Here is a 25591-nt window from a genome sequence, read left to right as displayed (position 1 = left end):
CAACATCATGTGACAAATGGTAGCAGGCTAAGCATCGAGATGAATCGATTCATCTGAAAAAAACCGTGATTGCGACGAAGGGCACCGGCCGGTTCACGATTCTTTGACAAGCGTCTCACAGGGATTTGACTGCCGAACCCTGAAGCTGCGAGGCCCCTCAATCATGAATCCCTACGGTCCACCGAGCATGTCCCGATTGCGTTTCCTCCCCGCCATGTGTCTTTCGCTTGCTGTCGTGTTGCACTGGGTGCCGGTCCAGGCCGCCGAGGCTCCGGCGGCCCGTCCTGCCGAATGGGCGCAGCCGGTGGAGGTGCAATACAACCTGTTCCAGATGTCGCCGACCCTCTACCGCAGCGCGTTGCCCGACGGCGGCGCCGTGCCGCTGCTGAAGAACCTGAAGGTGGCCACGGTCATCAACTTCTTGCCGGAGTCCGACTCGGGCTGGCTGAAGTCCCCTGGCGTGAACCTTGTGCAGTTGCCTTACCGCACCAATCACGTGGATGACAGTGATGTGCTCAAGACGTTGCGTGCGATCCAGACCGCCGAGGCCGAGGGCCCGGTGCTGATGCACTGCAAGCACGGCTCCGACCGCACCGGCCTGATGGCGGCGATGTACCGGATCGTGGTGCAGGGCTGGAGCAAGGAAGATGCGCTGAATGAGATGACTCAGGGCGGGTTCGGCGAAAGCGGGCACTTCAAGGACGGCGTCCGCTACGTGATGCAGGCCGATGTCGACAAGTTGCGTACGGCGCTGGCCAATGGCGACTGCAGCACCAGCCCCTTCGCCACGTGCTCGATGAAGAGCTGGTTCCAGAGCGTCAACCTCAAGTGAACCGGACCTTCTGCGGCGAGGCACTGGCGCCCTCGCCGCAGAGGCTCCCTGTCCGGGGCTGACGGCAGGTCAGTCGTCTGACTTTTTCTTCAGCTTCGGATTCGGGAAGAACTGCACCGCCTGCACGCTCTTGTCCGGCGCAGGCTTGAGCGCGACGGTGTTGACCCGCGTGCCCAGCTCCTTCGGAACCGACAGGCCTTGCTCGTTGAGCGTGTCCGCGTAACCGCAGGCCACGCATTCGCGATGGGGAATGTCGTCCTCGCTCCACATCATCAGCTTGTCCGGCTCGCTGCACGCCGGGCAGACCGCTCCGGCGATAAAGCGTTTCTTCGTCTTCACAGGTGCCTCGCTCATGCTGCCGCGTCCTCGCTCAGGCCGCTGTGACGCAAGAGTGCGTCAATCGACGGCTCACGGCCACGGAAGTCGACGAACAGCACCATCGGCTCCTGCGAGCCACCGCGGGCCAGGATGGCTTCGCGGAAGGCGCGGCCGGTGTCGGCGTTGAGCACGCCGTCCTCTTCGAACTTGGAGAACGCATCCGCCGACAGCACTTCCGCCCACTTGTAGCTGTAGTAGCCGGCCGCGTAACCGCCGGCGAAGATGTGGGCGAAGCTGTTGGGGAAGCGGTTGTAGGCCGGCGGACGCATCACCGAGACCTCGTCGCGCACGCCTTCGAGCACTTGCAGCACGCTGCGGCCGTCGCCGTGGGTGGCGTGCAGCTCGAAGTCGAACAGCGAGAACTCCAATTGGCGCACCATCATCAGGCCGGACTGGAAGTTCTTCGCCGCGAGCATTTTCTCCAGCAGGTCCTGGGGCAGCGGTTCGCCGGTTTCGTAATGGCCGGAGATCAGCGCCAGGCCTTCCGGCTCCCAGCACCAGTTCTCCATGAACTGGCTCGGCAGCTCGACCGCATCCCACGCCACGCCGTTGATGCCGGACACGCCGGCATGGTCGACGCGGGTCAGCAGGTGGTGCAGGCCATGGCCGAACTCGTGGAACAGGGTGGTGACTTCATCGTGGGTCAGCAGCGCCGGCTTGCCGCTGTCGGCCGGGGTGAAGTTGCACACCAGGTTGGCCACCGGGCTCTGCAGCACGCCTTCGACGGTGCGGCGACGGTCGCGGGCGCCGTCCATCCAGGCGCCGCCGCGCTTGTTGGCGCGGGCGTACAGGTCGAAGAAGAAGCGGCCCACGTGCTGGCCGTTTTCCTTGATCTCGAACAGGCGCACGTCCGGATGCCAGGCGTCGAAGCCTTTGAGCTCGGCGATCTCGATGCCGTACAGGCGCTGGACGATGGCGAACAGGCCGCTGAGCACCTTGTCGATCGGGAAGTAGGCGCGCAGGGTTTCCTGGGCCACGCTGTAGCGTTGTTCACGCAGCTTTTCGCCGTAGAAGCCGCTGTCCCAGCTCTGCAGGTCCGCGCAGCCCTGCTCGGCGGCGTAGGCCTTGAGCTGCTGCAGGTCCTGGGCGGCGAACGGCTTGCTGCGCTTGGCCAGGTCGCGCAGGAAGCTCAGCACCTGGTCGCTGGACTCGGCCATCTTGGTGGCCAGGCTCAGCTCGGAGAAGCTGGCGAAACCCAGGAGCTTGGCCAGTTCCTGGCGCAGGTCGAGGATCTGGTCCATCACCGGACCGTTGTCGTTCTGGCCGGCGTTCGGGCCTTGGTCCGAGGCGCGGGTGCAGTAGGCGGCGTAGACTTCCTCGCGCAGCGCGCGGTCCTGGGCGTAGGTCATCACCGCGTAGTAGCTGGGGAACTCCAGGGTGATCAGCCAGCCGTCCAGCCCCTTGGCCTGGGCGGCGGCGGCCATCTGCGCCTTGGCCGAGTCGGTCAGGCCGGCGAGGGCGGCCTCGTCGGTGAGGTGCTTGGTCCAGGCCTGGGTGGCGTCGAGCAACTGGTTGGAGAAGCGGCTGCCCAGCTCCGACAGTTTGCTCTGCACTTCGGCGTAGCGCTTCTGCTCGGCTTCCGGCAGGTCGATGCCCGACAGGCGGAAGTCGCGCAGGGCGTGCTCCAGAATGGTTTTCTGGCCCACGTCGAAGCCGGCGGCTTCCGGGCTGTTGGCCAGCGCTTCGTACGCCTGGAACAGCTCGCGGTTCTGGCCCATCTCGGTGGAGTAGGCGCTCAGGGCCGGCAGGCAGGCCTCGTAGGCTTCGCGCAGTTCGGCGCTGTTGCACACGGCGTTGAGGTGGCTGACCGGGCTCCAGGCGGCGCCGAGGCGGTCGTTGAGTTCGTCCATCGCCAGCACCAGGCCGGCCCAGGTCGGGTTCGTGCCCTGGGCCTTGAGGATCTCGGCGATGGCGGCGCGGTTGTCGGCCAGGATGGTTTCGATGGCGGGCTGCACGTGTTCGGCACGGATCGCGGAGAACGGCGGCAGGTCGTAGGGCTGCAGAAGTGGGTTGTTCACGCTCACGGTTGGCACCTTGGCAGAAGGGAACAGGCATTTAGAATCGTGGGCCCATCTTAATTACAATCGGCAGCGACCGCAGCTATCGGCGACAGAGAGAGAACTTATCGTGTCCCTTCGCAAGTACCAGAACCACACCCCGCGCCTTGGCAAAGGCGCCTTTGTCGACGGCTCCGCGGTGGTGATCGGCGACGTCGAAATCGGCGAAGACAGCTCCGTATGGCCGCTGACCGTGATCCGCGGCGACATGCACCGCATCCGCATCGGTGCGCGCACCAGCATCCAGGACGGCTGCGTGCTGCACATCACCCACGCCGGCCCCTTCAACCCGGACGGTTTCCCGTGCCTGATCGGCGACGACGTGACCGTCGCCCACAAAGTCATGCTGCACGGCTGCACGGTGGGCAGCCGGGTGCTGATCGGCATGGGCAGCATCGTCATGGACGGCGCGGTGGTCGAGGACGACGTGATCGTCGGCGCCGGCAGCCTGGTGCCGCCGGGCAAGCGCCTGGAAAGCGGCTTCCTGTACGTGGGCAGCCCGGTGAAGCAGGCCCGGCCGCTGACCGACAAGGAACGCGCCTTTTTCACCTACAGCGCGGCGAACTACGTGAAGCTCAAGGATCTGCACCTGGCCGAAGGCTACGACCAGATCTGAACCGTCCCGCACAAGCCCAGGAATTTTCATGCATTACCAGACCGTACTGTTCGACCTCGACGGCACCCTGACCGACCCGCGCGAGGGTATCACCCGCTCCATCCAGTTCGCCTTGGCCAAGCTCGGCATCGACGAGCCGGACCTGAGCAAGCTGGAACACTTCATCGGCCCGCCGCTGCTGCAGGCGTTCATGCAGTTCTATGGCTTCGACGAGGCCAAGGCGTGGGAGGCGGTGAATTTCTACCGTGAGCGCTTCAAGGTCACCGGTCTCTACGAAAACCGGGTGTTCGACGGTGTCATGCCGTTGCTGGAAACCCTCGGTGGCCAGGGCCGGCAGCTGTACATCGCGACCTCCAAACCCTGGGTGTTCGCCCGGGAGATCGCCCGTCATTTCGATTTCGCCCGGCACTTCAAGGTGATCTACGGCAGCGAACTGGACGGCACCCGCACCGACAAGGTCGAGCTGATTGCCCATTTGATCGCCGAGGAAGGACTGGATCCGGCCGACACGCTGATGATCGGCGACCGCAAGCACGACCTGATCGGCGCACGCCGCAACGGGCTGGACGCGGCGGCGGTGGGCTATGGGTTCGGCAGCCATGAGGAGCTGAGCGCCGAAGCGCCGGCCTATCACTTCGAGACGCTGGACGAGCTGCATCAGGCGTTCCTGCGGCGCTGATCGGGCAGCCATCGCCAGCAGGCTGGCTCCCACACGTGTTGAGGCGTTTCTGTGGGAACCAGCCGGTCGGTTCAGCCGGCTGGTTCAGGGTTCGCCAAGGCCTTGAGCGCCGACTTGCGCTCAACTGCGCCCAATTTGCCTAACTTCTCGACCTCGGCGTAGAACCTCACCCAATCCCCACCCACCTGCCCGAACAGCGCCGCAAACGCCGGCACCCACTGGTCATACAGCCCGAACGGCAACAGGCGAGCATTGTTCAGCGGCGCGTTCACCCACGCATCGTAGCGTTTGTCCCCGGCCCACTGCCGGTCACGCAGGGCCCGGTAATCCCGGCGAAACCGTTCGAACGCCTCGGCCTTGCGCTGGCGCATGACCTCGGCCGCCAGCGGTTGTGCGTAGAGCGCTTCCAGACGGGCACGGGTGTCGAGGATCAGGCCGATGAACTGGTCGCGCTGCTGCAGGCGCGAGCCGTTGTCCGGCGCCAGCCCGCGGAACGCCCGCCATTGCCGCGTGCCTTCCTGCTCGACGAACGTGGCGAAGGACTCGTTGAACTCGGTGTCGTCCTGCACATAGAAGCGCTGATGGGCCAGTTCGTGAAAGATCAGCGTGGCCAGGCGCTCGTCGCCCCAGCCCGTCATCGAATTGAGGATCGGGTCGTTGAACCAGCCCAGGGTCGAATAGGCCTCGACGCCGCCGATCGACACGTCCATGCCCTTGAGGCGCTGGATCGCCGCTTCGCCCCGGGCCGCGCCCTGGCTGTAGTAGCCGCGGTAGGCCACGCAGCCGGCGATGGGGAAGCAATGGTTTTGCGGGCTCAAGGAGAACTCCGGGGTGGCGAACACGTTCCACACCACGAACGGCCGGCCGATGTCGGCGTAGAGCCGGTAGCTCTGGTTGTCCGGCAGGTGCAGGTGACGGCTGGCGAAGTCCCGGGCCTTCTGCGACTCGGCCAGGTGCGCGCGCAGTTTGGGGTCGCGGGCGGGGTCGGCGATCACCTCGGCGACCGGTTCCCGGGCCCGCAGCAGTTGCAGCTGACCGCCGGCCAACTGGCTGTAGTAACTGAGGCTTGCGCAACCGTTGAGCAGCAAAAGCAAAACACCCGGAAACAAAATCCGCAAAACGCGATCAAGTAACCCAAGGCTGGGTAGCGGCCTGAACAAAATAAGAAACCCCCGGACAGTCTGCCCGCAAGACTATCCCGCCCATAGGAGCTTCGCCATGCGCAAGTTGATGCTGACCGCCGGCCTGCTGACGCTGACCGGCTGTGCCGGATTCGGAATGCCCGCCCCTGACCCTTCGCAAGCCTGGATCGACCTGGAGTCCCGCCAGCAGGACACGGCGCTGCAGGCTCTGGAGGTCGATGCCAGGGCGGCGGTCGACAAACGATATTTCGAAGTGCAGCCCGGCAGCCATGAGCTGAAGGTGCGTTACCAGTTCCCGGTGGAGGCGACCAACATCGGCCCGGATGCCGAGCCGCTGTGGCGCGATTGCCGGTTGAGCCTGACCTTCAAGGACTTCAACGCCGGCGAGCGCTATCAGTTGCAGGCCGGCAACATCGGTTTCCGGCCATGGGCCAAACTGTACGATCAGCAGCGCAAGGTGGTGGGGCAGGCCAAGCCGGCGGGCTGTCAGCGCACCTGATCGGCGTTATGCTGGGTGCCCGAATCCACGGACATTCATCATGCGCACGTTGATGCTGTTGCTGGCGGCCGGCCTGATCGCCGGTTGCCAGACGCCGATGCCGCCGGTCGATCCCGCGATGGCCTGGGTCGACTTCTCGACGCCCACCCCTGGCGGCAAGTTGTTGATGGCCGAGCGGCTCGACAACCAGCGCCTGAGGGACGGGCGCTTCTTTCAGGTCACACCCGGCAGCCACGAACTGCGGGTGCGCTTCGACTTTGAAGTGTTCGGCGGCGGCGGCAGCCTGATGACCGGGCCCGTCGAGCGCCTGTGCTACCTGACTATCCGCTACGACCATTTCGAGGCGGGCCAGCGCTACCTGCTCGAAGGCCGCTCCCTGGCTTTCACGCCGAGCGCCCGGCTGTACAACGCCAAGCGGGAAATCGTCGCCGAGGACCGTGAGGTCAACTGCATCATCTAGCCCGGATCAGCGGTCGTTCTTCTGGTAGATGATCTTCTTCGTGCCGTTTTCGCACGAGCCGACGACCATGTTCTGATCGTGGACTTCCTCGTTGGCGACAATCTCCAGGGTGTAGGAGGTCACGCCCTGGGCCTGGATCTTGGCTTCGATCTCGGCCTTGAGTTCCTCGCAGGGTTTCGGGGCCGCCAGCACCGCACTGGCCAGGGTCAGACCGAACACCGCCACAGCAAAAAGTTTCATGGTTGAAGCTCCCTCGACGCAGCGCGCACGAAGATGCGCGAAGGCTGCGGTCAACCATTCGACCACCGTTTGGCCGGGCAGGTTCTGACCCGGCTCAAACCTCTGCCCCATGAGAATCGTTGACTTTTTTAGTAGGAATTTTCCAATCGGCTATTGAAACTCGGGTATATGCCCTCATTGCACAGGACACGCCTATGAACGGGGCAGGTCGGCGTTCGCATGGATGAACCTGCACCCTCACCCGGAGAAGCACTTTATGAAGCAACTGTCCGACGTAAAGTTTTCCACCCTCGATCTGGTGCCGGTGCGCGAGAACGGCAGCCCCGGCCAGTCGCTGCGCAACTCGCTGGATCTGGCCCGGCACGTGGAGAAGTTCGGCTACACCCGGTTCTGGGTCGCCGAGCACCACAACATGGACGGCATCGCCAGTTCCGCCACCTCGGTGTTGCTGGCCTACCTGGCGGGCGGCACGTCGAGCATCCGCGTCGGCTCCGGCGGGGTGATGCTGCCCAACCATGCGCCGCTGGTGATCGCCGAACAGTTCGGCACCCTGGAGAGCCTGTATCCGGGCCGGATCGACCTGGGCCTGGGCCGTGCGCCCGGCTCCGACCAGATGACCGCCCGGGCGTTGCGCCGTGAGCGTTCCGGCAGCGCCGACGATTTTCCCGAGGACGTCGCCGAACTGGTGCGCTACCTCGGCCCGCGCACCCCGGACCAACGGGTGATCGCGATGCCGGGCACCGGCACCCAGGTGCCGGTGTGGCTGCTGGGCTCCAGCCTGTTCAGTGCGCAACTGGCGGGCCAGCGGGGCCTGCCCTACGCCTTCGCCTCACACTTCGCCCCGCGCTACATGCACGAGGCGATCCGCGTCTACCGCAACCACTTCCAGCCGTCGGCGGTGCTCGACAAGCCGTACGTGATGCTGGGCGTGCCGCTGGTGGCGGCCGACACCGACGAGCAGGCCGATTACCTGGCCACCTCGGTGTACCAGCGGATCCTGGCGCTGATGCGTGGGCAAAGCCTGGTGCAAAGGCCGCCGGTGAAGACCATGGACGGCCTGTGGCTGCCCCATGAGCGCGAGGCGGTGGGGGACTTCCTCGGCTTGGCGATGGTCGGCGGTCCGCAGAAGATCCGCGCCAAGCTGGAGGTGCTGATCGAGCAGACCCAGGCCGATGAACTGATCTTCACCTGCGACCTGTACGAGCACGCTGACCGGCTGCATTCCTATGAGCTGCTGGCGCAGGTGATGAAGGGCTGAGTCCGTTTCGCTGGAAACGATGGCCACAAAAAAGCCGACGCGTTGCGTCGGCTTTTGATTTTCAGGCGCCGTCAGCCTCGCTTGTAGACGATTTCCTTGGCGCCGGCTTCGCATTTGCCGACGACCTTGCCGCCCGCCGCTGCCCCCTTGTCCACGATCTCCAGCGAATAGCCGGAAACGCCCTTGGCATCCAGCTTGGCCGCGATCTCGGCCTTCAGTTCCTCACACGACTTGCCGGCAGCGAATGCGCCACCCGCAAGGCTCAACAAACCTACCGCCAACATGAACTTCTTCATCGGTTGCACTCCCTGGTCGGATCGAAAGAGACGGCACCGGAGCGTTCGTCCGGTGCGCTCGCCCTGTAGCGCTTTGCCATTCCTATGGCACTCGGCCAGCGCGCAAGTTCAGAAGCGTAGACCAAACTCAGCTGCTGGCAATCCGGAACCCGACCTTGAGGGTCACCTGAAAATGGGCGGCCTTGCCGTCCCTGATGTGGCCGCGGGTCTCGGTCACTTCGAACCATTCCATGTACTTGACGCTCTTGCTGGCTTCGGCCAGCGCGTTGTTGATGGCGTCTTCGATGCTGCTGGTGGACGAACCGACCAGCTCGATCTTCTTGTAGGTGTGATGGTCGCTCATGGCGCTCTCCTTGAAGTGTGCCATAGAGCCTAGCAGCGATTTGCCGTGTCGGTTCCGGCATGCCGCGGGGGAGGCGGCTCAGATTTTCTGCACTTTCCGGGACGGGCGAAGTCCCAACCATCACACGCCGTTTCTCACCAATGCAGGAGAACCACCATGGCCAACACCTCGTTACGCAAAGCTTCGCTGCAAAGCATGGAAGCCGAGATCGAGAGTCTGCTCAAGTCGCTGGAAAGCCTGAAGGACGACGCTTCGGACGAGTCGCGCAAGACCCTCAAAGCACTCAAGGGCAATGCCGAAAGTGCGTTGCGGCATTCGCGCAGCCTGCTCAGCGACGCCTATGAAGAGGTCAAGACCAAGACCCGCGAGACCGGGATCGCCACCCGTGACTACGCGCAGGAACATCCCTGGACGACCGCCGGCGTGGCGGTCGGTGCGTTGGGCCTGCTGGCCGCTTACCTGCTGTTCAAGCGCGGCGAGTGATCGGTCTGGCGCAATTCGTTCTTCAGCCATTGCGCCAATTGCCGGGCGCGCCCGTCGGCGGCGCGCTTGGGCAGCCATAGCGCCAGTCGCGCCGGGGTTTCGCAAAAGCCCCACGGCGCGATCAGGCGCCCGGCCTTCAAGTCTTCCGTCACCAGCGGTTCCGGCGCGATGGCCACGCCGAGGCCGGCGACCGCCGCCTCCAGCAAGTAATACAGATGCTCGAAACCCTGCCCCAGCTTCAGCGTCTTGGCGTCGAGGCCGCTTTGCCGTGCCCAGGCCGGCCAGGCTTGCGGACGGGAGGTGGTGTGCAGCACCGGCTCGCTCAACAGGGCCTCGGCCGGTGCGCCGTGCAGCCTGGCGGCGCCGCTGAACAACGGGCTCATGACCGGGCCGATGCGCTCGGCGGCCAGCTCGTAGACTTGCATGTCCGCCGGCCATGGCGGTTCGGCGAACAGCAGCAGGGCGTCGAGGCCGGGCCGCCGGGGGTCGAGGTCGCCTTCGCCGGCCGACAGGTGCAGGCGCAGGTCCGGCAAGTCTGCGTTCAGCCGTCCCAGCCGTGGAATGAACCAGCGTGCCAGCAGGCTGCCGGAGCAGCCGAGCACGAACGGGGCGTCGGCGGTGCTCTGGCTGAGTTCGGCGCACACGTTGCGCAGCCGCTCGAACGCTTCGCCGCTGACGTCCCGCAGCCGGGCGCCGGCATCTGTGAGTTTCAGGCCGCGCCCTTCCTTGACGAACAGGCTCACGCCCAAGTGTTCTTCCAACACCTTGAGCTGGCGGCTGACGGCGCCGTGGGTGACGTGAAGCTGCTCGGCGGCCTGGCTGACACTGTTCAGCCGGGCGGTGGCCTCGAAGGCGCGCAGGGCGTTCAGCGGGGGGAGGTCATGGCTCATTTTATTTGTGAGTTTTCCTGACAGGTTGCGGCGATCTTATCGGTTTTCAGCCCGGATCGTCAGGGGTAGAGTGAACGCCATTGTCCCTTAGGCGAATTCACCGGGAGTCATCCATGACCCAGACTTCGAACACCTCCAACCTGCGCAGCGGCCCGGACGACAACGGCCTGTTCGGCGCGTTCGGCGGCCGTTACGTCGCCGAGACCCTGATGCCGCTGATCCTCGACCTGGCCCGCGAATATGAAGCGGCGAAGGAAGATCCGGCATTCAAGGAGGAACTGGCCTACTTCCAGCGCGACTACGTCGGACGTCCTAGCCCGCTGTACTTCGCCGAACGCCTGACCGAGTTCTGCGGCGGCGCCAAGATCTACCTCAAGCGCGAAGAGCTGAACCACACCGGCGCGCACAAGATCAACAACTGCATCGGCCAGATCCTGCTGGCGCGGCGCATGGGCAAGAAACGCATCATCGCCGAGACCGGCGCCGGCATGCACGGCGTGGCCACCGCCACCGTGGCCGCACGCTTCGGCCTGGACTGCGTGATCTACATGGGCACCACCGACATCGAGCGCCAGCAGGCCAACGTGTTCCGCATGAAGCTCCTGGGCGCCGAGGTGATCCCGGTGGTCGCCGGCACCGGCACCCTGAAGGACGCGATGAACGAAGCGCTGCGCGACTGGGTGACCAACGTCGACAACACCTTCTACCTGATCGGCACCGTGGCCGGCCCGCACCCGTACCCGGCGATGGTGCGTGACTTCCAGGCCGTCATCGGCAAGGAAACCCGCGAGCAGTTGCAAGCCCAGGAAGGCCGTCTGCCGGACAGCCTGGTGGCGTGCATCGGCGGCGGCTCCAACGCCATGGGCCTGTTCCACCCGTTCCTCGACGACAAGAGCGTCGAGATCGTCGGCGTCGAAGCCGCGGGCTACGGCATCGAGACCGGCAAGCACGCGGCCAGCCTGAACGGCGGCGTGCCGGGCGTGCTGCACGGCAACCGCACCTTCCTGCTGCAGGACGACGACGGCCAGATCATCGACGCCCATTCGATCTCCGCCGGCCTCGACTACCCCGGCATCGGCCCCGAACACGCCTGGCTGCATGACATCGGTCGCGTCCAGTACACCTCGGTGACCGACGACGAAGCCCTGGCCGCCTTCCACCAGTGCTGCCGACTGGAAGGGATCATCCCGGCCCTGGAAAGCTCCCACGCCCTGGCCGAAGCCTTCAAGCGCGCGCCCAAGCTGCCGAAGGATCACCTGATGGTGATCAACCTGTCCGGCCGCGGCGACAAGGACATGCAGACCGTCATGCACCACATGGAACAATCGACGCAGGAGAAACACTGATGAGCCGCCTGCAAACACGTTTTGCCGCCCTCAAGCAGGAAAACCGCGCCGCACTGGTGACCTTCGTCACCGCCGGCGACCCGGACTACGACACTTCGCTGGCGATCCTCAAGGGCCTGCCGGCCGCCGGCGCCGACGTGATCGAGCTGGGCATGCCGTTCACCGACCCGATGGCCGACGGCCCGGCGATCCAGCTGGCCAACATCCGTGCCTTGGGCGCCAAGCAGAACCTGGCGAAAACCTTGCAGATGGTGCGCGAGTTCCGTCAGGGCAACAGCGACACGCCGCTGGTGCTGATGGGCTACTACAACCCGATCCACAAGTACGGCGTCGAGCGCTTCATCAGCGACGCCAACGAGGCCGGCGTCGACGGCCTGATCGTGGTCGACATACCGCCGGAGCACAACGCCGAGCTGTGCGACCCGGCCCAAGCGGCAGGCCTGGACTTCATCCGCCTGACCACCCCGACCACCGACGACGCGCGCCTGCCGAAGGTGCTCAACGGCAGCTCCGGCTTCGTCTACTACGTGTCGGTGGCCGGTGTGACCGGTGCCGGCGCCGCGACGCTGGAGCATGTCGAGGAAGCGGTGGCGCGCCTGCGTCGCCACACCGACCTGCCGATCAGCATCGGTTTCGGCATCCGCACCCCGGAGCAGGCGGCGTCCATCGCGCGCCTGGCCGACGGTGTCGTGGTGGGTTCGGCGCTGATCGACCACATCGCCAATGCGCAGACGCCGGCGCAGGCGGTCGACGGTGTGCTGGGCTTGTGCGCTTCGCTGGCCGAAGGCGTGCGCAAGGCGCGCATCGGCTGAGGGCAAGGCTCCCGTTGCGGGGGCCGCTCGCCATCGACTGATCAGGCAGTAAAAAGGGATCCGGGGCTAAGCTCCGGATCCCTTTTTTCGTTCGGCCCATGCGGCAGGCCGGTCAAGGCAACTCCAACCCGCCCGCTGCCTTGTGCAGTTTGCGCAGATGCTCGCCGATCTGCTTCACATTGGCCTCGCTGGCCGCGATCTCCGCAGCGCGCTTGGGCTCCAGCAAGGCCCGCACTTCCTTGTCCAGGTCGCCGCTCAGCGCCAGCAACTGCTTCTGGCGCTGGCTGCTTTCGGCCTCCAGCCGGCTGAACTCGCTCGGCTGCGGCAGGCCGTAGCCGCGGGAGTCGAGCAGCTCCGCCGGACGGCTGAGGAAGCCGCTGTTGGCGAGGATCTGCTGCAGGGTGGCGTTGGCCTTCTCCATACCGCCGTTCTCCAGCTCCCGGGCACCGAGGTAGCGCTGCTTCACCTCGTCCTGGGCCAGCAGCAACTGGCGGCGGAAACTGGCCTGTTCCAACAGCAGCAACGCAGCGCTGGTGCGAAGGTCAGCGCGCTCGAACCAAGGCCGGCGTTCTTCGGCGGACAGCGACAGCCAGTCTTCGACGGTGGCCTGCGGGATCGGCAACTGTTTCTTCAAGACATCGAACATCGCCTGATAGCGCTCGCGGAACGAGTCGAAGCGATAGCCCAGGCGCAGGGCTTCCTTCGGATCGTCGAGCACCCGGGTGTCCGCCAGGCCGCGTCCCTTGAGCACCTCCAGCAGGCCGTTGGGCATGATGCTGTCCAGGCCGGCAAGCTGTGCGTTATTGCTGCCGCTGCGCAGCAGTTTCAGGCTTTCCACCGCGCAGTTGTTGGACAGGAAGAAGTAGTTGCCGTCGTAGCTCCAGTGCATCTCGGCAGCGTGCTCGACCACGTCTTCGATCTCGCTGCGCGACAGGTTCAGCGGCACCGAGGCCAGGCTGCGCAGTTCGGTCTTGGTGTATTCGTCGATCACCTGGGCCAGCGGCAGCACGAACAGCCGCGACGGGTATTTGCCCACCAGGCCGTCCCAGCTCGACAGTTGCACGTCGCCGACGAAGGCGCGGTACGACAGCACCAGGTGCTGGTCCAGGTCCAACCGGCAATCCGGGCCACGGGGGCGGCCGGGGGCGCAGATCACCAGGCGCAGCATGCTGTGACCCCAGCGGCTGACCCAGTTCTGGTTGGCCTCGGCCAGCAGGTAGTCGACGGCGTAGACCCGTTCCGGGTCGACCTGGCCCAGCGGCTGCTTGGCGAAGTCATTGCCGGCGTTGAGGAAGGCGAAGGTCTTGGCGCACGTGTCCTTGGCGGGCGGCGCCCAGCCGAAGTGTTCCTTGTAGTAGCGATACAGCGCGGGCCGGCGGCAGGCGTAGCTCGGGTCAAGAAGGAAGTACTCCATGTTGACCGCGACGAACTCCTTGGGGCTGGAGGTTTCGTACAGATCCGGGCTGCGGGCGATCTGCCGGTTGTGCTGCTCGCGTTCGCCGCGGCGGCCGACGTATTGCTGCCAGCCGGCGAGATCCAGCAGGCGGGGATCGTCGCTCAAGGTGAAGCGGCGGCCGTTCTGACCACGGCATTCATCCGGGATGCCGACCAGGCCGCTGCTGTCGTTGCGCCGGGTGCAGCGCTGGATCAGCGTGCGTTCGGCGGCGGGCCACAGCCGGGCGCGGTCGTAGATATGGGTGATTTCGTGCAGTACCGTGGCCAGCAGTTCCTGGCGGACGGTGCCGTGGGGGCGGCCGGTCTTTTCCTTGGCGGCGCTGCCGTCGGTGAGGCCGGCCAGCAATTTGCGGTTCAGGTCCAGTTCGGCCACCAGCGTGGCCTGGCCGTAGGCGTTGCCGGGCATGTCGTCGGTCCAGCCGACGTCGATCCGCCGGTCCAGCCGCTCGATGAAGCTGGGCGGCAGGGCCTGCATGGCTTCATCGAGCAGCGCCTGGCTGGCCTGTTGCTGGGCGGTGCTCAGGCCGTCGGTCTTGAGCCGCAGTTGCAGGCCGGCGTGGGCGCTGTGGCCGGTCAGCAACAGCGCCCCGGCCAGCAGCCAGGTGCCGAGTGACTTCACAGTGCGAGGATGGCTTCGGCCAGCACCTGGTCGCTGGCGTCACGGGCTTCCGGAACGCGGGTGCGCAAGGTATTGAGTGCGGCTTCCAGGTGCGCGCCACGGATGTCGCCGTTGCTGGCGACGAAGCTGGCGGCGTCGTCATGGGCTTCGCGGATGATCTTCGAATCGCGGATCGACGTGGTGGTGTCGGAGGTGAAATCGATGGTGCGCTGGGAGGCGCGGACAATGATGTTACTGGTGGCTACCAGGGTGTGCGCCTGGGCCATATCGGCCAACAACAGCAGGCCAAGGGCGGCAGCAATCAGCGGGCTACGCATGGAACGACTCCGAAAGGGCATGGATGACTATTGGACGAGAATTGCCTGTGCCAGTTCAAGGTCACTGACATGAAGTTTGGGCCGGGATTTGCGCAGGTAATGCAGTGCGGATTCCAGCCGGGCGCCTCGCAGTTCGCCGTCACTGGCAACGAAGGCCGCGGCATCGTCGTGCGCGGCGAGCAGCAGTTTACGGTCGAACGGCGCGGAAGACACCATGCCGGTGGCGTAGACGCTGACCACGGTGCTCTGCGTGGACACATCGAAGGCGTTGGCCGGCGTGGCCCAGCAGGCTGCCGTCAGAACGGAAGGGATAAGCAGATTGGCAAGAAAACGCATGGGGCTCGGCTGCGGTTGAAGAGCCTGAAGGCTAACGCAACGCCCGGGCCAGAGCCAGCGCCGAAACATCGGGACACGGCTGGCGTGTCCCGTGACGCAACGGTTTCAGAGGGTCAGGATGGCCTGGGCCAGCTGCGCGTCGGTGGCGTTCAGTTGCGGTGCCTGATGGCGGATGTGATCCAGGGCGCTTTCCAGCTTCACGCCGCGGATGTCGCCTTCGCTGGCCACGAAGCTGGCGGCGTCGTCACGGGCGGCCAGGACGATCTTGTCGTCGCGGAAGGACGAAGTGACGTCGGAGGTGGCGTCGGAGGAGGACTTGAGTGCGCCGACCACGGCATCGGTGGTGACGATGAAGCTGGTGGCGCTGGCATTGGCGGCGACGGCCAGCAGGGCGGCAGCGCTGAGCAGGCGAAGAGCGGACATGGGAGAACTCCTGTGGATAAAACCGTATTGAGAGGTGGCACGGTGTCTGGGAGTCAGACGCCGATCGCACAGCATTCGCCACGTTCTGCGTGGATATTAGGCTTGCGCACCGGATTCGCCCAGTGGGCAGAGTGCTAGCGCCAGAACGGCTTATCCATTTCATTCAGCCGGTCGGCGTGGCTGAGGCCCAAGTCGGCGAGATCCCGGCCATCGAGCCCGGCCAGCAGGCGCCGGGTTCTGGCACGTTCCAGACCTTGCAGCAGGCCTTTGAGCAGCCGCGTGAACGGACGTTGCGCGCAGGGCCGGTCCTGTTCTTTGGATACGTCCTGTAACTCATTCATGACCTGTTCCTTGGGCGGCGGGAGAGAAGGTCATGTTGAGCCTGGCGCCGAGAACGGAGCAGACACACCGAGGCTAAATTGTACTGGTTCAGTTTGAGTAGTTTTAAAACTGTACCTGTCATTGTGCGGTGCACCTGTTCCGCAGATTCTGGCACGCCCAAACGACAAGGCCCGTCGCGGTTTCCCGCGACGGGCCTTGTCGTTTCAATTCGGGTGCTGGCGGTGGGTCTTGCGACCAGGGCCAGCGACGCTGCTTAGCGCCAGAACGGCTTGCTGAGCTCTTCGTAGCGTTGTGCTTCGCTGATACCGGCGTCAGCCAGCAGACGCGAATCCAGACGGGCCAGTTGGTGGCGGCTGGAGATGCGGCGCTGCCACAGCATCAGGTTGGCGAGAACGCGCAGAGGCATGGAAGCCTGGGATTTTACAGCTTTGTCTTCGAAGAACAGTTCGGAACTGAGTGTACGTTCCATGGTGGTCATCCTTCCGCTTGTGGCGGGATCAGGTAGTGGTTTAACTGGTGCCCATGATCCTCTCGTTTGCCCAGTCTCTGTAGATACAGTTCACTTGTATTGTGAGTGACCAGTTAACTGTTTATAGGGGGTGTACGGGTCAAAATTGAGCAAACTGTACCTGTCCGCACCTGATTGGTGCGTTATTGCTCATTTGGAGAGAAAGGTGCGGGGAAAACAGCTGAAAAGTACCGGTACAGAAGTACAGTTTTTGTCAGGTTAAGTGTTTGCAATCCCCCGCTGACGAAAACTGTGTTTGCGTCAGCGGGGGATCTGTGTGAATTACACAGCCAGCATGCGCCCGGTTTCTTCCAGGTTCATGTGCCAGCTCAGGGCATCCCGCAGGATGTGCGGCGTGTGGCCGCCGATGGCGCAGGCGGCGGTGAAGTAATCGTTCAGGGCCTGGCGGTAGTCTGGGTGCACGCAGTTGTCGATGATCGCCCGGGCGCGCTCGCGCGGGGCCAGGCCGCGCAGGTCGGCCAGGCCGATCTCGGTGACCAGGATGTCGACGTCATGCTCGGTGTGGTCGACGTGGCTGACCATCGGCACCACGCTGGAGATCGCGCCGCCCTTGGCGATCGACTTGGTCACGAACACCGCCAGGTGGGCGTTGCGCGCAAAGTCGCCGGAGCCGCCGATGCCGTTCATCATCCGGGTGCCGCAGACGTGGGTGGAGTTGACATTGCCGTAGATGTCGAACTCCAGCGCCGTGTTGATGCCGATGATGCCCAGGCGCCGCACCACTTCGGGGTGGTTGGAGATCTCCTGGGGCCGCAGCACCAGCTTGTCCTTGTACCGTTCCAGGTTGCCGAACACATCGCTGTTGCGGCGTTCGGACAGCGTGATCGAACTGCCCGAGGCGAAGCTCAGCTTGCCGGCGTCGATCAGGTCGAAGGTCGAGTCCTGCAGCACTTCGGAGTACATGGTCAGGTCGTGGAACGGCGAGTCGATCAGTCCGCACATCACCGCGTTGGCGATGCTGCCGATGCCGGCCTGCAGCGGACCGAGCTTGTCGGTCATGCGCCCGGCGTCGACTTCCTGCTTGAAGAACGCGATCAGGTGGTCGGCGATGGCCTTGGTGTCGGCATCCGGCGGCAGCACGGTGGACGGCGAGTCGGGCTGCTGGGTGATGACGATGCCGACGATCTTCTCCGCAGGGATCGGGATGGCGGTGCTGCCGATGCGGTCATCGACCTTCACCAGGGGGATCGGCGTGCGGGTCGGACGGTAGGTCGGGATATAGATGTCATGCAGGCCTTCGAGGTTGGCGTTGTGCGCCATGTTGATCTCGACGATCACCTGCTTGGCGAAGATCGCAAAGCTCGCCGAGTTGCCCACAGAGGTGGTCGGCACGATGTGGCCCTGCTCGGTGATGGCCACGGCTTCGATCACGGCGATGTCCGGCAGCTTGAGCTGCTGGTTGCGCAGCTGCTCGACGGTTTCCGACAGGTGCTGGTCGATGAACATCACCTCGCCGGCGTTGATCGCCTTGCGCAGGGTGCTGTCGACCTGGAACGGCATGCGCCGCGACAGCACGCCGGCCTCGGTCAGTTGCTTGTCGAGGTCGTTGCCCAGGCTCGCGCCGGTCATCAGGCTGATCTTCAGCGGCGTGACCTTGGCCCGCTCGGCCAGTGCATGGGGGACGGCCTTGGCTTCGCCGGCGCGGGTGAAGCCGCTCATGCCGACGGTCATGCCGTCCTCAATCAAAGCGGCGGCCTCGGCGGCGCTCATCACTTTATCCAACAACGAAGGCAGGCGAATACGGTCACGGTACATGGATTTTTATCTCGGGCAGCGAGTAGCAGGATGCGCAGTCTATTGAATTTCGCGAACGCCTGTCCCGCTACCAAGGTCGCAAAAGAGGCGTCTATTCAGCGGGTTCCGAGTAAAACACCGTTACCGGATCGGTAACAACGCGGCAAATTGTCCAACGATCTGCGCCAACGAAAACGCCCCGACGGAGCGGGGCGTTTTGGTGGTGCGGGAGAGGGTTACTCGACCGCTTTGACCATGTCTTCGATGACCTTTTTCGCGTCGCCGAACACCATCATGGTCTTGTCCAGGTAGAACAGTTCGTTGTCCAGGCCGGCATAGCCGCTGGCCATCGAACGCTTGTTGACGATGATGGTCTTGGCCTTGAACGCCTCAAGGATCGGCATGCCGGCGATCGGCGATTTCGGATCGTTCTTGGCGGCCGGGTTGACCACGTCGTTGGCGCCGAGCACCAGCACCACGTCGGCCTGGCCGAACTCGGAGTTGATGTCTTCCATCTCGAACACCTGGTCGTACGGCACTTCGGCTTCCGCCAGCAGCACGTTCATGTGCCCCGGCATCCGGCCGGCCACCGGGTGGATCGCGTACTTCACGGTCACGCCGTGGTGGGTCAGCTTCTCGGTCAGTTCCTTCAGCGCATGCTGGGCACGGGCCACCGCCAGGCCGTAGCCCGGCACGATGATCACGGTGTCGGCGTTAGTCAGCAGGAAGGTGGCGTCGTCGGCCGAACCGGACTTCACCGGGCGGGCCTCTTTCGAGCCGGCCGGGCCCGCGTCGGCGGTATTGCCGAAACCGCCCAGCAATACATTAAAGAAGGAGCGGTTCATCGCCTTGCACATGATGTACGACAGGATCGCACCGCTTGAACCCACCAGCGAACCGGCGATGATCAGCATCGAGTTGTTCAGCGAGAAGCCGATGCCCGCCGCCGCCCAGCCCGAATAGCTGTTGAGCATCGACACCACCACCGGCATGTCGGCGCCGCCGATCGGGATGATGATCAGCACGCCCATCACGAACGCCAGAGCCAGCATCAGCGCGAACGCGGCTAGGTTGCCGGTGACCATGAAGGTCACGCCGAGCGCCAGCGTGGCCAGGCCCAGCAGCAGGTTCAGCTTGTGCTGACCGCCAAACTGTACCGGTGCACCCTGAAACAGACGGAACTTGTACTTGCCCGACAGCTTGCCGAAGGCGATCACCGAACCGGAGAAGGTGATCGCGCCGATGGCGGCACCGAGGAACAGTTCCAGACGGTTGCCCGCCGGGATCGGGTCGCCCAGTTGCTTGACGATGCCCAGCGACTGCGGCTCGACCACCGCCGCGATGGCGATGAACACCGCCGCCAGGCCGATCATGCTGTGCATGAACGCGACCAGCTCAGGCATCTTGGTCATTTCCACGCGCTTGGCCATGATCGAACCGGCGGTGCCGCCGATCAGCAGGCCGACGATCACGTAACCGATGCCGGCGGTGGCAAGCTCAGCGCCCAGCTTATAGATGAGGCCTACGGTCGTGAGGATCGCCAGCGCCATGCCGAGCATGCCGAACAGGTTGCCGCGGCGCGACGTGGTCGGGTGCGACAGGCCCTTGAGGGCCTGGATGAAGCAGATCGACGCGATCAGGTAGAGCGTCGTGACGAGATTCATGCTCATTACTTCGGCGCCTCTTCTTGTGCGGCTTTCGGGGCTTTCTTCTTGAACATCTCAAGCATGCGGCGGGTGACCAGGAAGCCACCGAACACGTTGACCGCCGCCAGCGCCACGGCGAGGGTGCCCATGGCCTTGCCCAGCGGGGTGATGGTGAGGGCGGCGGCGAGCATGGCGCCGACGATCACGATCGCCGAAATGGCGTTGGTCACCGCCATCAGCGGCGTGTGCAGCGCAGGCGTAACGTTCCAGACCACGTGGTAACCGACATAGATCGCCAGCACGAAGATGATCAGGTTGTAGATACCGGGGGAGATAAGCTCTTCCATCGTCTGAATCCCTGCTTAGGCGTTTTTGCGGATGACTTGGCCGTCGCGGCACATCAGGCACGCGGCGACGATGTCGTCTTCGAGGTTCACTTCGAACTGGCCTTCCTTGGTGAAGACCAGCTTCAGGAAGTCCAGCAGGTTGCGGGCATACAGCGCCGAGGCGTCCGCCGCGACCTCGCCGGCCAGGTTGGTCGGGCCGACGATGGTCACGCCGCTGTTCACCACGACCTGGTCGGCCACGGTCAGCGGGCAGTTGCCGCCCTGGGCTGCGGCCAGATCGATGACCACGGAACCTGGCTTCATCTGCGCCACGGTTTCCGCGCTCAGCAGCGTCGGCGCCTTGCGGCCCGGAATCAGGGCGGTGGTGATGACGATGTCGGCCTGTTTGGCGCGCTCGTGCACGGCCTGGGCCTGGCGCTGCATCCAGCTCGCCGGCATCGGACGGGCGTAACCGCCGACGCCGACCGCGCATTCGCGCTCCTCGTCGGTCTCGTAGGGCACGTCGACGAACTTGGCGCCGAGGGATTCGATCTGCTCCTTGACGGCAGGACGCACGTCAGACGCTTCGATCACCGCACCCAGACGTTTCGCCGTGGCGATCGCCTGCAGCCCGGCCACGCCCGCGCCGAGGATCAGCACGCGCGCCGCTTTCACGGTGCCGGCTGCCGTCATCAGCATCGGCATGAAGCGCGGGTAGTAGTGGGCGGCCAGCAGCACGGCCTTGTAACCGGCGATGTTCGCCTGGGACGACAGCACGTCCAGGCTTTGGGCCCGGGAGGTGCGCGGCGCCGCTTCCAGGGCGAAGGCGGTGATCCCGCACTCGGCCATTTTGGCGATGGTTTCGTTGCTGAAGGGGTTGAGCATGCCCACCAGCACCGTTCCGCGCTTGATCAGCGTCAGTTCGGCGTCGCTGGGGGCGACCACCTTGAGGATCAGCTCGGCGCCGAACGCATCGTTGGCGCTGCCGATGGTTGCGCCTGCCGCCTCAAAGGCACTGTCCACAACACTGGCCTTGATGCCGGCGCCGCTTTGCACAGTGACCTTATGACCTTGGCCGATCAGCTTCTTGATGGTTTCCGGGGTTGCAGCAACCCGTGTTTCACCGGTCTGGGTTTCGAGAGGAACACCAATGTGCACGTCAAATCTCCTGCGTGATCTTATTGAGTAAACCCATGCACTTCGGATGGTGCGGCTGGGGCGGCCGATCAGCACGGCCCCGCCGAATCAAGGCGGGGCGCGGCATTTTGCAGGCGAAGTTTATGCCCTTCAAGGGATTATGACGGGTGACGGAAAATTAACTACAAGTCATCCCGTGACCGAATGTCGCAGATGGCCAGCTGAATCCCTTGCAGGCCGTGCCTTTCAAGGATTCTGGCTGAATTTGCAAAAAAATCGCATCGGTGGCGTGAATGGGCCGTGATGAGTCGCATTGGGTGGCGCAAAGCCACGTCGTCAGGCGCTTGTGGGACGTCTGTACGACTTTCGGATACAGTCTGCGGATTTGCGACAAATACTTACATCTGTAGGGCTTCAATTTTATTGACTACGGGGTCAGTAAATACTGAAAGCCTTTATTCCTCTAGGTTGTAGCCGTGTGCCTGGTTCACCAGCCAATCGCGAAATGCCTTCAGTGATGCCGATTCCACTTTTCGCTCCGGAATCATCAAGTAATACGCCTTGATGCTGGAGAGCGCATTCGGGTTGGCGATCACCAAGCGTTTCTCGGCCAGTTCGCGCTGGATCAGGAACGGCGGGATCAGCGCGATGCCCATGTCGTGCATGGCCGCCTGGGCAAGCATGGAGAATAGCTCGTAGCGCGGGCCTGTCATGTCGCGGGGCACATTCAGGTGCTGTGAGTTGAACCACTGGCGCCAGGCATACGGGCGAGTGGTCTGCTGCAGCAGGGGCAGATCGGCGATCTCGTCCGGCGTCAGGTGCGTCTTGTGGCCGAGCAGGGCCGGGCTGCACACCGGCATCGGATTCTCGCCCATCAGCCTGTGGGATTCCGTACCGGACCAGTCGGCGTCACCGAAGTAGATTGCGGCGTCGAAGTCGGTGTCGGCGAACAGGAACGGCCGGGTGCGGTTGGTCAAGTTGACGGTCACTTCCGGATGCTTGAGCTGGAAGTCCTTGAGCCGGGGCAGCAACCATTGGGTGCCGAAGGTGGGTACCACCGCCAGTTCGATCACGTTGGCGCCCTGCTGGCCCATCACCGACAGCGTGTCGCGCTCGACGGCGTCCAACTGCGTGGCGACCCGGCGGCTGTAGGAAAGCCCTGCTTCGGTGAGTTTCACGCCGCGCCGCGAACGTCGGAACAGTTCGACGCTGAGGAACTCCTCCAGGCTGGCGATCTGTCGGCAAATGGCGCCCTGGGTGAGGGAAAGTTCTTCGGCGGCCTTGGTGAAACTCTCGTGCCGGGCGGCGGCTTCAAAGCTGATGAGGGCCGTGGTGCTGGGGATCTTTCTGCGCATGTACGTCAACCTCACTAATACATCGCACGAAAGGCATCTGGCGATGTTTCGGAGTGAGAAATTAGCACAACAGGATGCGAAATCCTCGTTTGCCGCGACGGCGAACCGAGCCTAGGATCAATGCCACGTCAATTCACCTGATTTGCGAGGACTCACTCATGGGCGGTAAAGCTAGCTTCAACTGGATCGATCCCCTGCTGCTGGATCAACAGCTCACCGAAGAAGAGCGCATGATCCGCGACAGCGCCGAGCAGTTCGCCCAACAGAGCCTCGCACCGCGTGTGCTGGAGGCTTTCCGCCATGAGCAGACCGATCCTGCGATTTTCCGCGAAATGGGCGAGGTCGGCCTGCTGGGCGCGACCATTCCCGAGCAGTACGGCGGCAGCGGCCTGAACTATGTGAGCTACGGCCTGATTGCCCGTGAAGTCGAACGTGTCGACTCCGGCTACCGCTCGATGATGAGCGTGCAGTCTTCTCTGGTGATGGTGCCGATCAACGAGTTCGGCACCGAAGCGCAGAAGCAGAAGTACCTGCCGAAGCTGGCTTCCGGCGAATGGATCGGCTGCTTCGGCCTGACCGAGCCGAACCACGGTTCCGACCCGGGCGCGATGATCACCCGTGCGCGCAAGGTCGACGGCGGCTACAGCCTGACCGGCGCCAAGATGTGGATCACCAACAGCCCGATCGCCGATGTGTTTGTGGTCTGGGCCAAGGACGATGCCGGCGACATCCGCGGCTTCGTGCTGGAGAAGGGCTGGAAAGGCCTGAGCGCACCTGCCATTCACGGCAAGGTCGGCCTGCGCGCTTCGATCACCGGTGAGATCGTCATGGACAACGTGTTCGTGCCGGAAGAGAACATCTTCCCTGACGTGCGTGGCCTGAAAGGCCCGTTCACCTGCCTCAACTCGGCACGTTACGGCATTTCCTGGGGTGCACTGGGCGCCGCCGAGTTCTGCTGGCACACGGCTCGTCAGTACACCTTGGACCGTCAGCAGTTCGGCCGCCCGTTGGCCGCCACGCAACTGATCCAAAAGAAGCTGGCGGACATGCAGACCGAAATCACCCTGGCCCTGCAAGGCTGCCTGCGTCTGGGCCGCATGAAGGACGAAGGCACGGCAGCCGTCGAAATCACCTCGATCATGAAGCGCAACTCCTGCGGCAAGTCCCTGGAGATCGCGCGCATGGCCCGTGACATGCTCGGCGGCAACGGGATCTCCGATGAGTTCGGTGTGGCTCGCCATCTGGTCAACCTGGAAGTGGTCAACACCTATGAAGGCACCCACGACGTGCACGCGCTGATCCTGGGGCGTGCGCAGACCGGTCTGCAGGCGTTCTATTAATAGGAGAGCGAGCATGGGTGCGCTGTCTCATCTGCGGGTTCTGGATTTGTCGCGAGTGTTGGCGGGCCCGTGGGCCGGGCAGATACTGGCCGACCTTGGCGCCGAGGTGATCAAGGTCGAGCGTCCGGGCAACGGTGACGATACCCGCGCCTGGGGGCCGCCCTTCCTTAAGGACGCCTACGGCGAGAACACCTCCGAGGCGGCCTATTACCTGTCGGCCAATCGCAACAAGCAGTCGGTGACCATCGATTTCACCCGCCCGGAAGGGCAGCGACTGGTTCGGGAGCTGGCCGCCAAGTCCGACATCCTCATCGAGAACTTCAAGGTGGGTGGGCTGGCGGCCTATGGCCTGGATTACGCATCGCTGAAAGCCATCAACCCTAACCTGATCTATTGCTCGATCACCGGGTTCGGCCAGACCGGCCCGTACGCCAAGCGGGCCGGTTATGACTTCATGATCCAGGGCTTGGGCGGCTTGATGAGCCTGACCGGCCGGCCGGAGGGTGATGAGGGTGCCGGGCCTGTGAAGGTCGGCGTTGCGCTGACGGATATCCTGACCGGGCTCTACTCGACGGTCGCGATCCTGGCGGCGCTGGCTCACCGTGATCAGGAAGGTGGGGGGCAGCACATCGACATGGCATTGCTCGACGTGCAGGTGGCGTGCCTGGCGAACCAGGCGATGAACTACCTGACCACGGGCAATGCGCCCAAGCGCCTGGGGAATGCGCACCCCAATATCGTGCCGTATCAGGATTTTCCTACGGCCGATGGTGATTTCATCCTGACGGTGGGTAATGACGGGCAGTTCCGCAAGTTCGCCGAAGTGGCCGGGCAACCCCAGTGGGCGGATGACCCTCGCTTTGCCACCAATAAGCAGCGGGTGGCGAACCGGGCGGTGCTGATTCCGCTGATCCGTCAGGCGACAGTGTTCAAGACGACGGCCGAATGGGTGGCTCAGTTGGAGCAGGCCGGCGTGCCGTGCGGACCGATCAATGATCTGTCGCAGGTGTTCGAGGATCCGCAGGTGAAGTCCCGTGGGTTGGCGATTGATCTGCCCCATGCATTGGCTGGGAGGGTGCCGCAGGTGGCGAGCCCGATCCGGTTGTCGCAGACACCGGTGGAGTATCGTCAGGCGCCGCCGCTATTGGGCGAACATACGCTCGAGGTATTGCAGCGGGTGCTGGGCCTGGAAGCCGATGCGGTCGCCGGGTTGAAGGAGAATGGAGTGCTGTGATGCTTCTTCTATATAGAGGCCGGGGTGTCCGGCCTCTATATAGGGTGTTTTGGGATGCTTTTTGATCAATCTGCAAGTTATTGGAAGAAAACCGAAAATAGCGGTTGACGGCAGATTTCAGTTCTCTATAATTCGCCCCACTTCCGGCGCAGTCGAAACGGAAAACTCCTTGAGATTCAACGAGTTACGAAGTTTTCGGCAGCGGGTCGCTTCAGTTCAGCGAAGCCCGGAGGGAGTCGAAGAGGGTGGTGATGTTTGGCCCTTTCGGCGTTTCGATCCTCCCGGTCGAAAGCGGAGAAAAGAGGTGTTGACAGCAGCGTGCAACGCTGTAGAATTCGCCTCCCGCTGACGAGAGATCGAAAGCGCAAGTGGTTGAAGTTGAAAAAGAAATTTTGAAAACTTCTGAAAATAACCGCTTGACAGCAAATGAGGCTGCTGTAGAATGCGCGCCTCGGTCGAGACGAAAG

General features: G+C 63.9%; 29 protein-coding genes. 11 read left to right on the top strand and 18 right to left on the bottom strand.

The window, feature by feature from the left end:
• Nucleotides 1-187: 187 nt before the first annotated feature.
• Complete coding sequence (locus CAG41_RS00150) at nucleotides 188-832, top strand: tyrosine-protein phosphatase (RefSeq protein ID WP_085579452.1); 645 nt, start codon at nucleotides 188-190, stop codon at nucleotides 830-832.
• A 69-nt stretch (nucleotides 833-901) separates the two neighbouring features.
• Here CAG41_RS00150 and CAG41_RS00145 read toward each other — a convergent pair whose 3' ends face one another.
• A complete protein-coding gene (locus CAG41_RS00145) occupies nucleotides 902-1186 on the bottom strand; it encodes a YheV family putative zinc ribbon protein (RefSeq protein ID WP_085579454.1) in 285 nt (94 codons plus the stop codon).
• Entirely contained in the window at nucleotides 1183-3234 is a 2052-nt protein-coding gene (prlC, locus tag CAG41_RS00140; protein ID WP_085630414.1) for an oligopeptidase A, read from the bottom strand. Before prlC ends, CAG41_RS00145 begins: the two co-directional genes overlap by 4 nt.
• 103 nt (nucleotides 3235-3337) lie before the next feature.
• Between prlC and CAG41_RS00135 the strand changes: the two genes are divergently transcribed.
• Nucleotides 3338-3883 carry a gamma carbonic anhydrase family protein gene (locus CAG41_RS00135; protein WP_085579458.1) on the top strand — a complete coding sequence of 182 codons (546 nt, stop codon included), beginning with the start codon at nucleotides 3338-3340 and terminating at the stop codon, nucleotides 3881-3883.
• Nucleotides 3884-3911: 28 nt separating this feature from the next.
• Entirely contained in the window at nucleotides 3912-4562 is a 651-nt protein-coding gene (locus CAG41_RS00130) for an HAD family hydrolase (RefSeq protein WP_085638785.1), read from the top strand.
• 71 nt (nucleotides 4563-4633) lie between these two features.
• Here CAG41_RS00130 and CAG41_RS00125 read toward each other — a convergent pair whose 3' ends face one another.
• The gene (locus CAG41_RS00125) at nucleotides 4634-5722 is read right to left on the bottom strand and encodes an aminopeptidase (RefSeq protein WP_085579462.1); all 1089 of its coding nucleotides are present in this window, start codon (nucleotides 5720-5722) and stop codon (nucleotides 4634-4636) included.
• Nucleotides 5723-5780: 58 nt separating this feature from the next.
• On the opposite strand from CAG41_RS00125, the gene CAG41_RS00120 reads away from it, so the two are divergent.
• Together CAG41_RS00120 and CAG41_RS00115 are read left to right on the top strand one after the other, a co-directional pair.
• Nucleotides 5781-6203: a hypothetical protein gene (locus CAG41_RS00120; RefSeq protein WP_085579464.1), complete on the top strand. Its 423-nt coding sequence runs from the start codon at nucleotides 5781-5783 to the stop codon at nucleotides 6201-6203.
• Nucleotides 6204-6243: 40 nt separating this feature from the next.
• Complete coding sequence (locus CAG41_RS00115; RefSeq protein WP_085579466.1) at nucleotides 6244-6663, top strand: hypothetical protein; 420 nt, start codon at nucleotides 6244-6246, stop codon at nucleotides 6661-6663.
• A 6-nt stretch (nucleotides 6664-6669) separates the two neighbouring features.
• On the opposite strand, the gene CAG41_RS00110 is transcribed toward CAG41_RS00115, so the two are convergent.
• On the bottom strand, nucleotides 6670-6903 hold the full coding sequence (locus CAG41_RS00110) for a DUF1161 domain-containing protein (RefSeq protein WP_085630420.1): 234 nt from the start codon (nucleotides 6901-6903) through the stop codon (nucleotides 6670-6672).
• Nucleotides 6904-7159: 256 nt separating this feature from the next.
• Here CAG41_RS00110 and CAG41_RS00105 point away from each other — a divergent pair, with 256 nt between their 5' ends.
• Complete coding sequence (locus tag CAG41_RS00105; protein WP_085579470.1) at nucleotides 7160-8161, top strand: LLM class flavin-dependent oxidoreductase; 1002 nt, start codon at nucleotides 7160-7162, stop codon at nucleotides 8159-8161.
• A gap of 71 nt (nucleotides 8162-8232) precedes the next feature.
• Here CAG41_RS00105 and CAG41_RS00100 read toward each other — a convergent pair whose 3' ends face one another.
• Nucleotides 8233-8457 carry a DUF1161 domain-containing protein gene (locus tag CAG41_RS00100; RefSeq protein ID WP_085579472.1) on the bottom strand — a complete coding sequence of 75 codons (225 nt, stop codon included), beginning with the start codon at nucleotides 8455-8457 and terminating at the stop codon, nucleotides 8233-8235.
• A 127-nt stretch (nucleotides 8458-8584) separates the two neighbouring features.
• A complete protein-coding gene (locus CAG41_RS00095) occupies nucleotides 8585-8800 on the bottom strand; it encodes a dodecin (RefSeq protein ID WP_085579474.1) in 216 nt (71 codons plus the stop codon).
• A gap of 156 nt (nucleotides 8801-8956) precedes the next feature.
• Here CAG41_RS00095 and CAG41_RS00090 point away from each other — a divergent pair, with 156 nt between their 5' ends.
• On the top strand, nucleotides 8957-9283 hold the full coding sequence (locus CAG41_RS00090; RefSeq protein ID WP_085630422.1) for a YqjD family protein: 327 nt from the start codon (nucleotides 8957-8959) through the stop codon (nucleotides 9281-9283).
• Here the strand turns inward: CAG41_RS00090 and CAG41_RS00085 are convergent.
• A complete protein-coding gene (locus CAG41_RS00085; RefSeq protein ID WP_085706586.1) occupies nucleotides 9256-10173 on the bottom strand; it encodes a LysR family transcriptional regulator in 918 nt (305 codons plus the stop codon). The two genes, CAG41_RS00090 and CAG41_RS00085, sit on opposite strands and share 28 nt — an antisense overlap.
• Before the next feature lie 113 nt (nucleotides 10174-10286).
• On the opposite strand from CAG41_RS00085, the gene trpB reads away from it, so the two are divergent.
• Nucleotides 10287-11519: a tryptophan synthase subunit beta gene (gene trpB / locus CAG41_RS00080; RefSeq protein WP_085579481.1), complete on the top strand. Its 1233-nt coding sequence runs from the start codon at nucleotides 10287-10289 to the stop codon at nucleotides 11517-11519.
• The gene (gene trpA / locus CAG41_RS00075) at nucleotides 11519-12331 is read left to right on the top strand and encodes a tryptophan synthase subunit alpha (protein ID WP_085579483.1); all 813 of its coding nucleotides are present in this window, start codon (nucleotides 11519-11521) and stop codon (nucleotides 12329-12331) included. Before trpB ends, trpA begins: the two co-directional genes overlap by 1 nt.
• A gap of 112 nt (nucleotides 12332-12443) precedes the next feature.
• Here the strand turns inward: trpA and CAG41_RS00070 are convergent, their stop codons facing one another.
• The 11 genes from CAG41_RS00070 to CAG41_RS00020 all read right to left on the bottom strand — a co-directional run bounded on the left by CAG41_RS00070 (nucleotide 12444) and on the right by CAG41_RS00020 (nucleotide 22550).
• On the bottom strand, nucleotides 12444-14405 hold the full coding sequence (locus tag CAG41_RS00070; RefSeq protein ID WP_085706585.1) for a DUF4105 domain-containing protein: 1962 nt from the start codon (nucleotides 14403-14405) through the stop codon (nucleotides 12444-12446).
• Nucleotides 14402-14722 carry a DUF2388 domain-containing protein gene (locus CAG41_RS00065; protein WP_065260625.1) on the bottom strand — a complete coding sequence of 107 codons (321 nt, stop codon included), beginning with the start codon at nucleotides 14720-14722 and terminating at the stop codon, nucleotides 14402-14404. The genes CAG41_RS00070 and CAG41_RS00065 overlap by 4 nt, the downstream gene beginning before the upstream one ends.
• Before the next feature lie 27 nt (nucleotides 14723-14749).
• Entirely contained in the window at nucleotides 14750-15058 is a 309-nt protein-coding gene (locus CAG41_RS00060) for a DUF2388 domain-containing protein (protein ID WP_085579487.1), read from the bottom strand.
• Between the two features lie 105 nt (nucleotides 15059-15163).
• The gene (locus CAG41_RS00055) at nucleotides 15164-15481 is read right to left on the bottom strand and encodes a DUF2388 domain-containing protein (RefSeq protein WP_085579489.1); all 318 of its coding nucleotides are present in this window, start codon (nucleotides 15479-15481) and stop codon (nucleotides 15164-15166) included.
• Between the two features lie 134 nt (nucleotides 15482-15615).
• Nucleotides 15616-15822 (bottom strand): DUF1127 domain-containing protein, encoded by a 207-nt coding sequence (locus CAG41_RS00050; RefSeq protein ID WP_085638792.1) that lies wholly within the window; start codon nucleotides 15820-15822, stop codon nucleotides 15616-15618.
• A 254-nt stretch (nucleotides 15823-16076) separates the two neighbouring features.
• Nucleotides 16077-16292: a DUF1127 domain-containing protein gene (locus CAG41_RS00045; protein WP_085579493.1), complete on the bottom strand. Its 216-nt coding sequence runs from the start codon at nucleotides 16290-16292 to the stop codon at nucleotides 16077-16079.
• Nucleotides 16293-16613: 321 nt separating this feature from the next.
• Complete coding sequence (locus CAG41_RS00040) at nucleotides 16614-18107, bottom strand: acetyl-CoA hydrolase/transferase family protein (RefSeq protein WP_085579495.1); 1494 nt, start codon at nucleotides 18105-18107, stop codon at nucleotides 16614-16616.
• Between the two features lie 215 nt (nucleotides 18108-18322).
• Nucleotides 18323-19756 carry an NAD(P)(+) transhydrogenase (Re/Si-specific) subunit beta gene (locus CAG41_RS00035; RefSeq protein ID WP_085579497.1) on the bottom strand — a complete coding sequence of 478 codons (1434 nt, stop codon included), beginning with the start codon at nucleotides 19754-19756 and terminating at the stop codon, nucleotides 18323-18325.
• Entirely contained in the window at nucleotides 19756-20079 is a 324-nt protein-coding gene (locus CAG41_RS00030; protein ID WP_085579499.1) for an NAD(P) transhydrogenase subunit alpha, read from the bottom strand. Before CAG41_RS00030 ends, CAG41_RS00035 begins: the two co-directional genes overlap by 1 nt.
• 15 nt (nucleotides 20080-20094) lie before the next feature.
• A complete protein-coding gene (locus tag CAG41_RS00025; RefSeq protein WP_085706584.1) occupies nucleotides 20095-21216 on the bottom strand; it encodes a Re/Si-specific NAD(P)(+) transhydrogenase subunit alpha in 1122 nt (373 codons plus the stop codon).
• A gap of 434 nt (nucleotides 21217-21650) precedes the next feature.
• Nucleotides 21651-22550, bottom strand: coding sequence for a LysR family transcriptional regulator (locus CAG41_RS00020; RefSeq protein ID WP_085579503.1), 900 nt, complete (start codon nucleotides 22548-22550; stop codon nucleotides 21651-21653).
• Between the two features lie 158 nt (nucleotides 22551-22708).
• Between CAG41_RS00020 and CAG41_RS00015 the strand changes: the two genes are divergently transcribed.
• Both CAG41_RS00015 and CAG41_RS00010 read left to right on the top strand, forming a co-directional pair.
• A complete protein-coding gene (locus tag CAG41_RS00015; protein WP_085579505.1) occupies nucleotides 22709-23890 on the top strand; it encodes an acyl-CoA dehydrogenase in 1182 nt (393 codons plus the stop codon).
• A 13-nt stretch (nucleotides 23891-23903) separates the two neighbouring features.
• Complete coding sequence (locus CAG41_RS00010; RefSeq protein ID WP_085630428.1) at nucleotides 23904-25124, top strand: CaiB/BaiF CoA-transferase family protein; 1221 nt, start codon at nucleotides 23904-23906, stop codon at nucleotides 25122-25124.
• The last annotated feature ends 467 nt before the right edge of the window (nucleotides 25125-25591 follow it).

Origin of the sequence: Pseudomonas sp. B35(2017), from assembly GCF_002113645.1 — a bacterium.
Lineage (GTDB): Bacteria > Pseudomonadota > Gammaproteobacteria > Pseudomonadales > Pseudomonadaceae > Aquipseudomonas > Aquipseudomonas ekonensis.
Note: the sequence above shows the minus strand (reverse complement) of the source record. Positions and strands in the feature narration are given on the sequence as shown.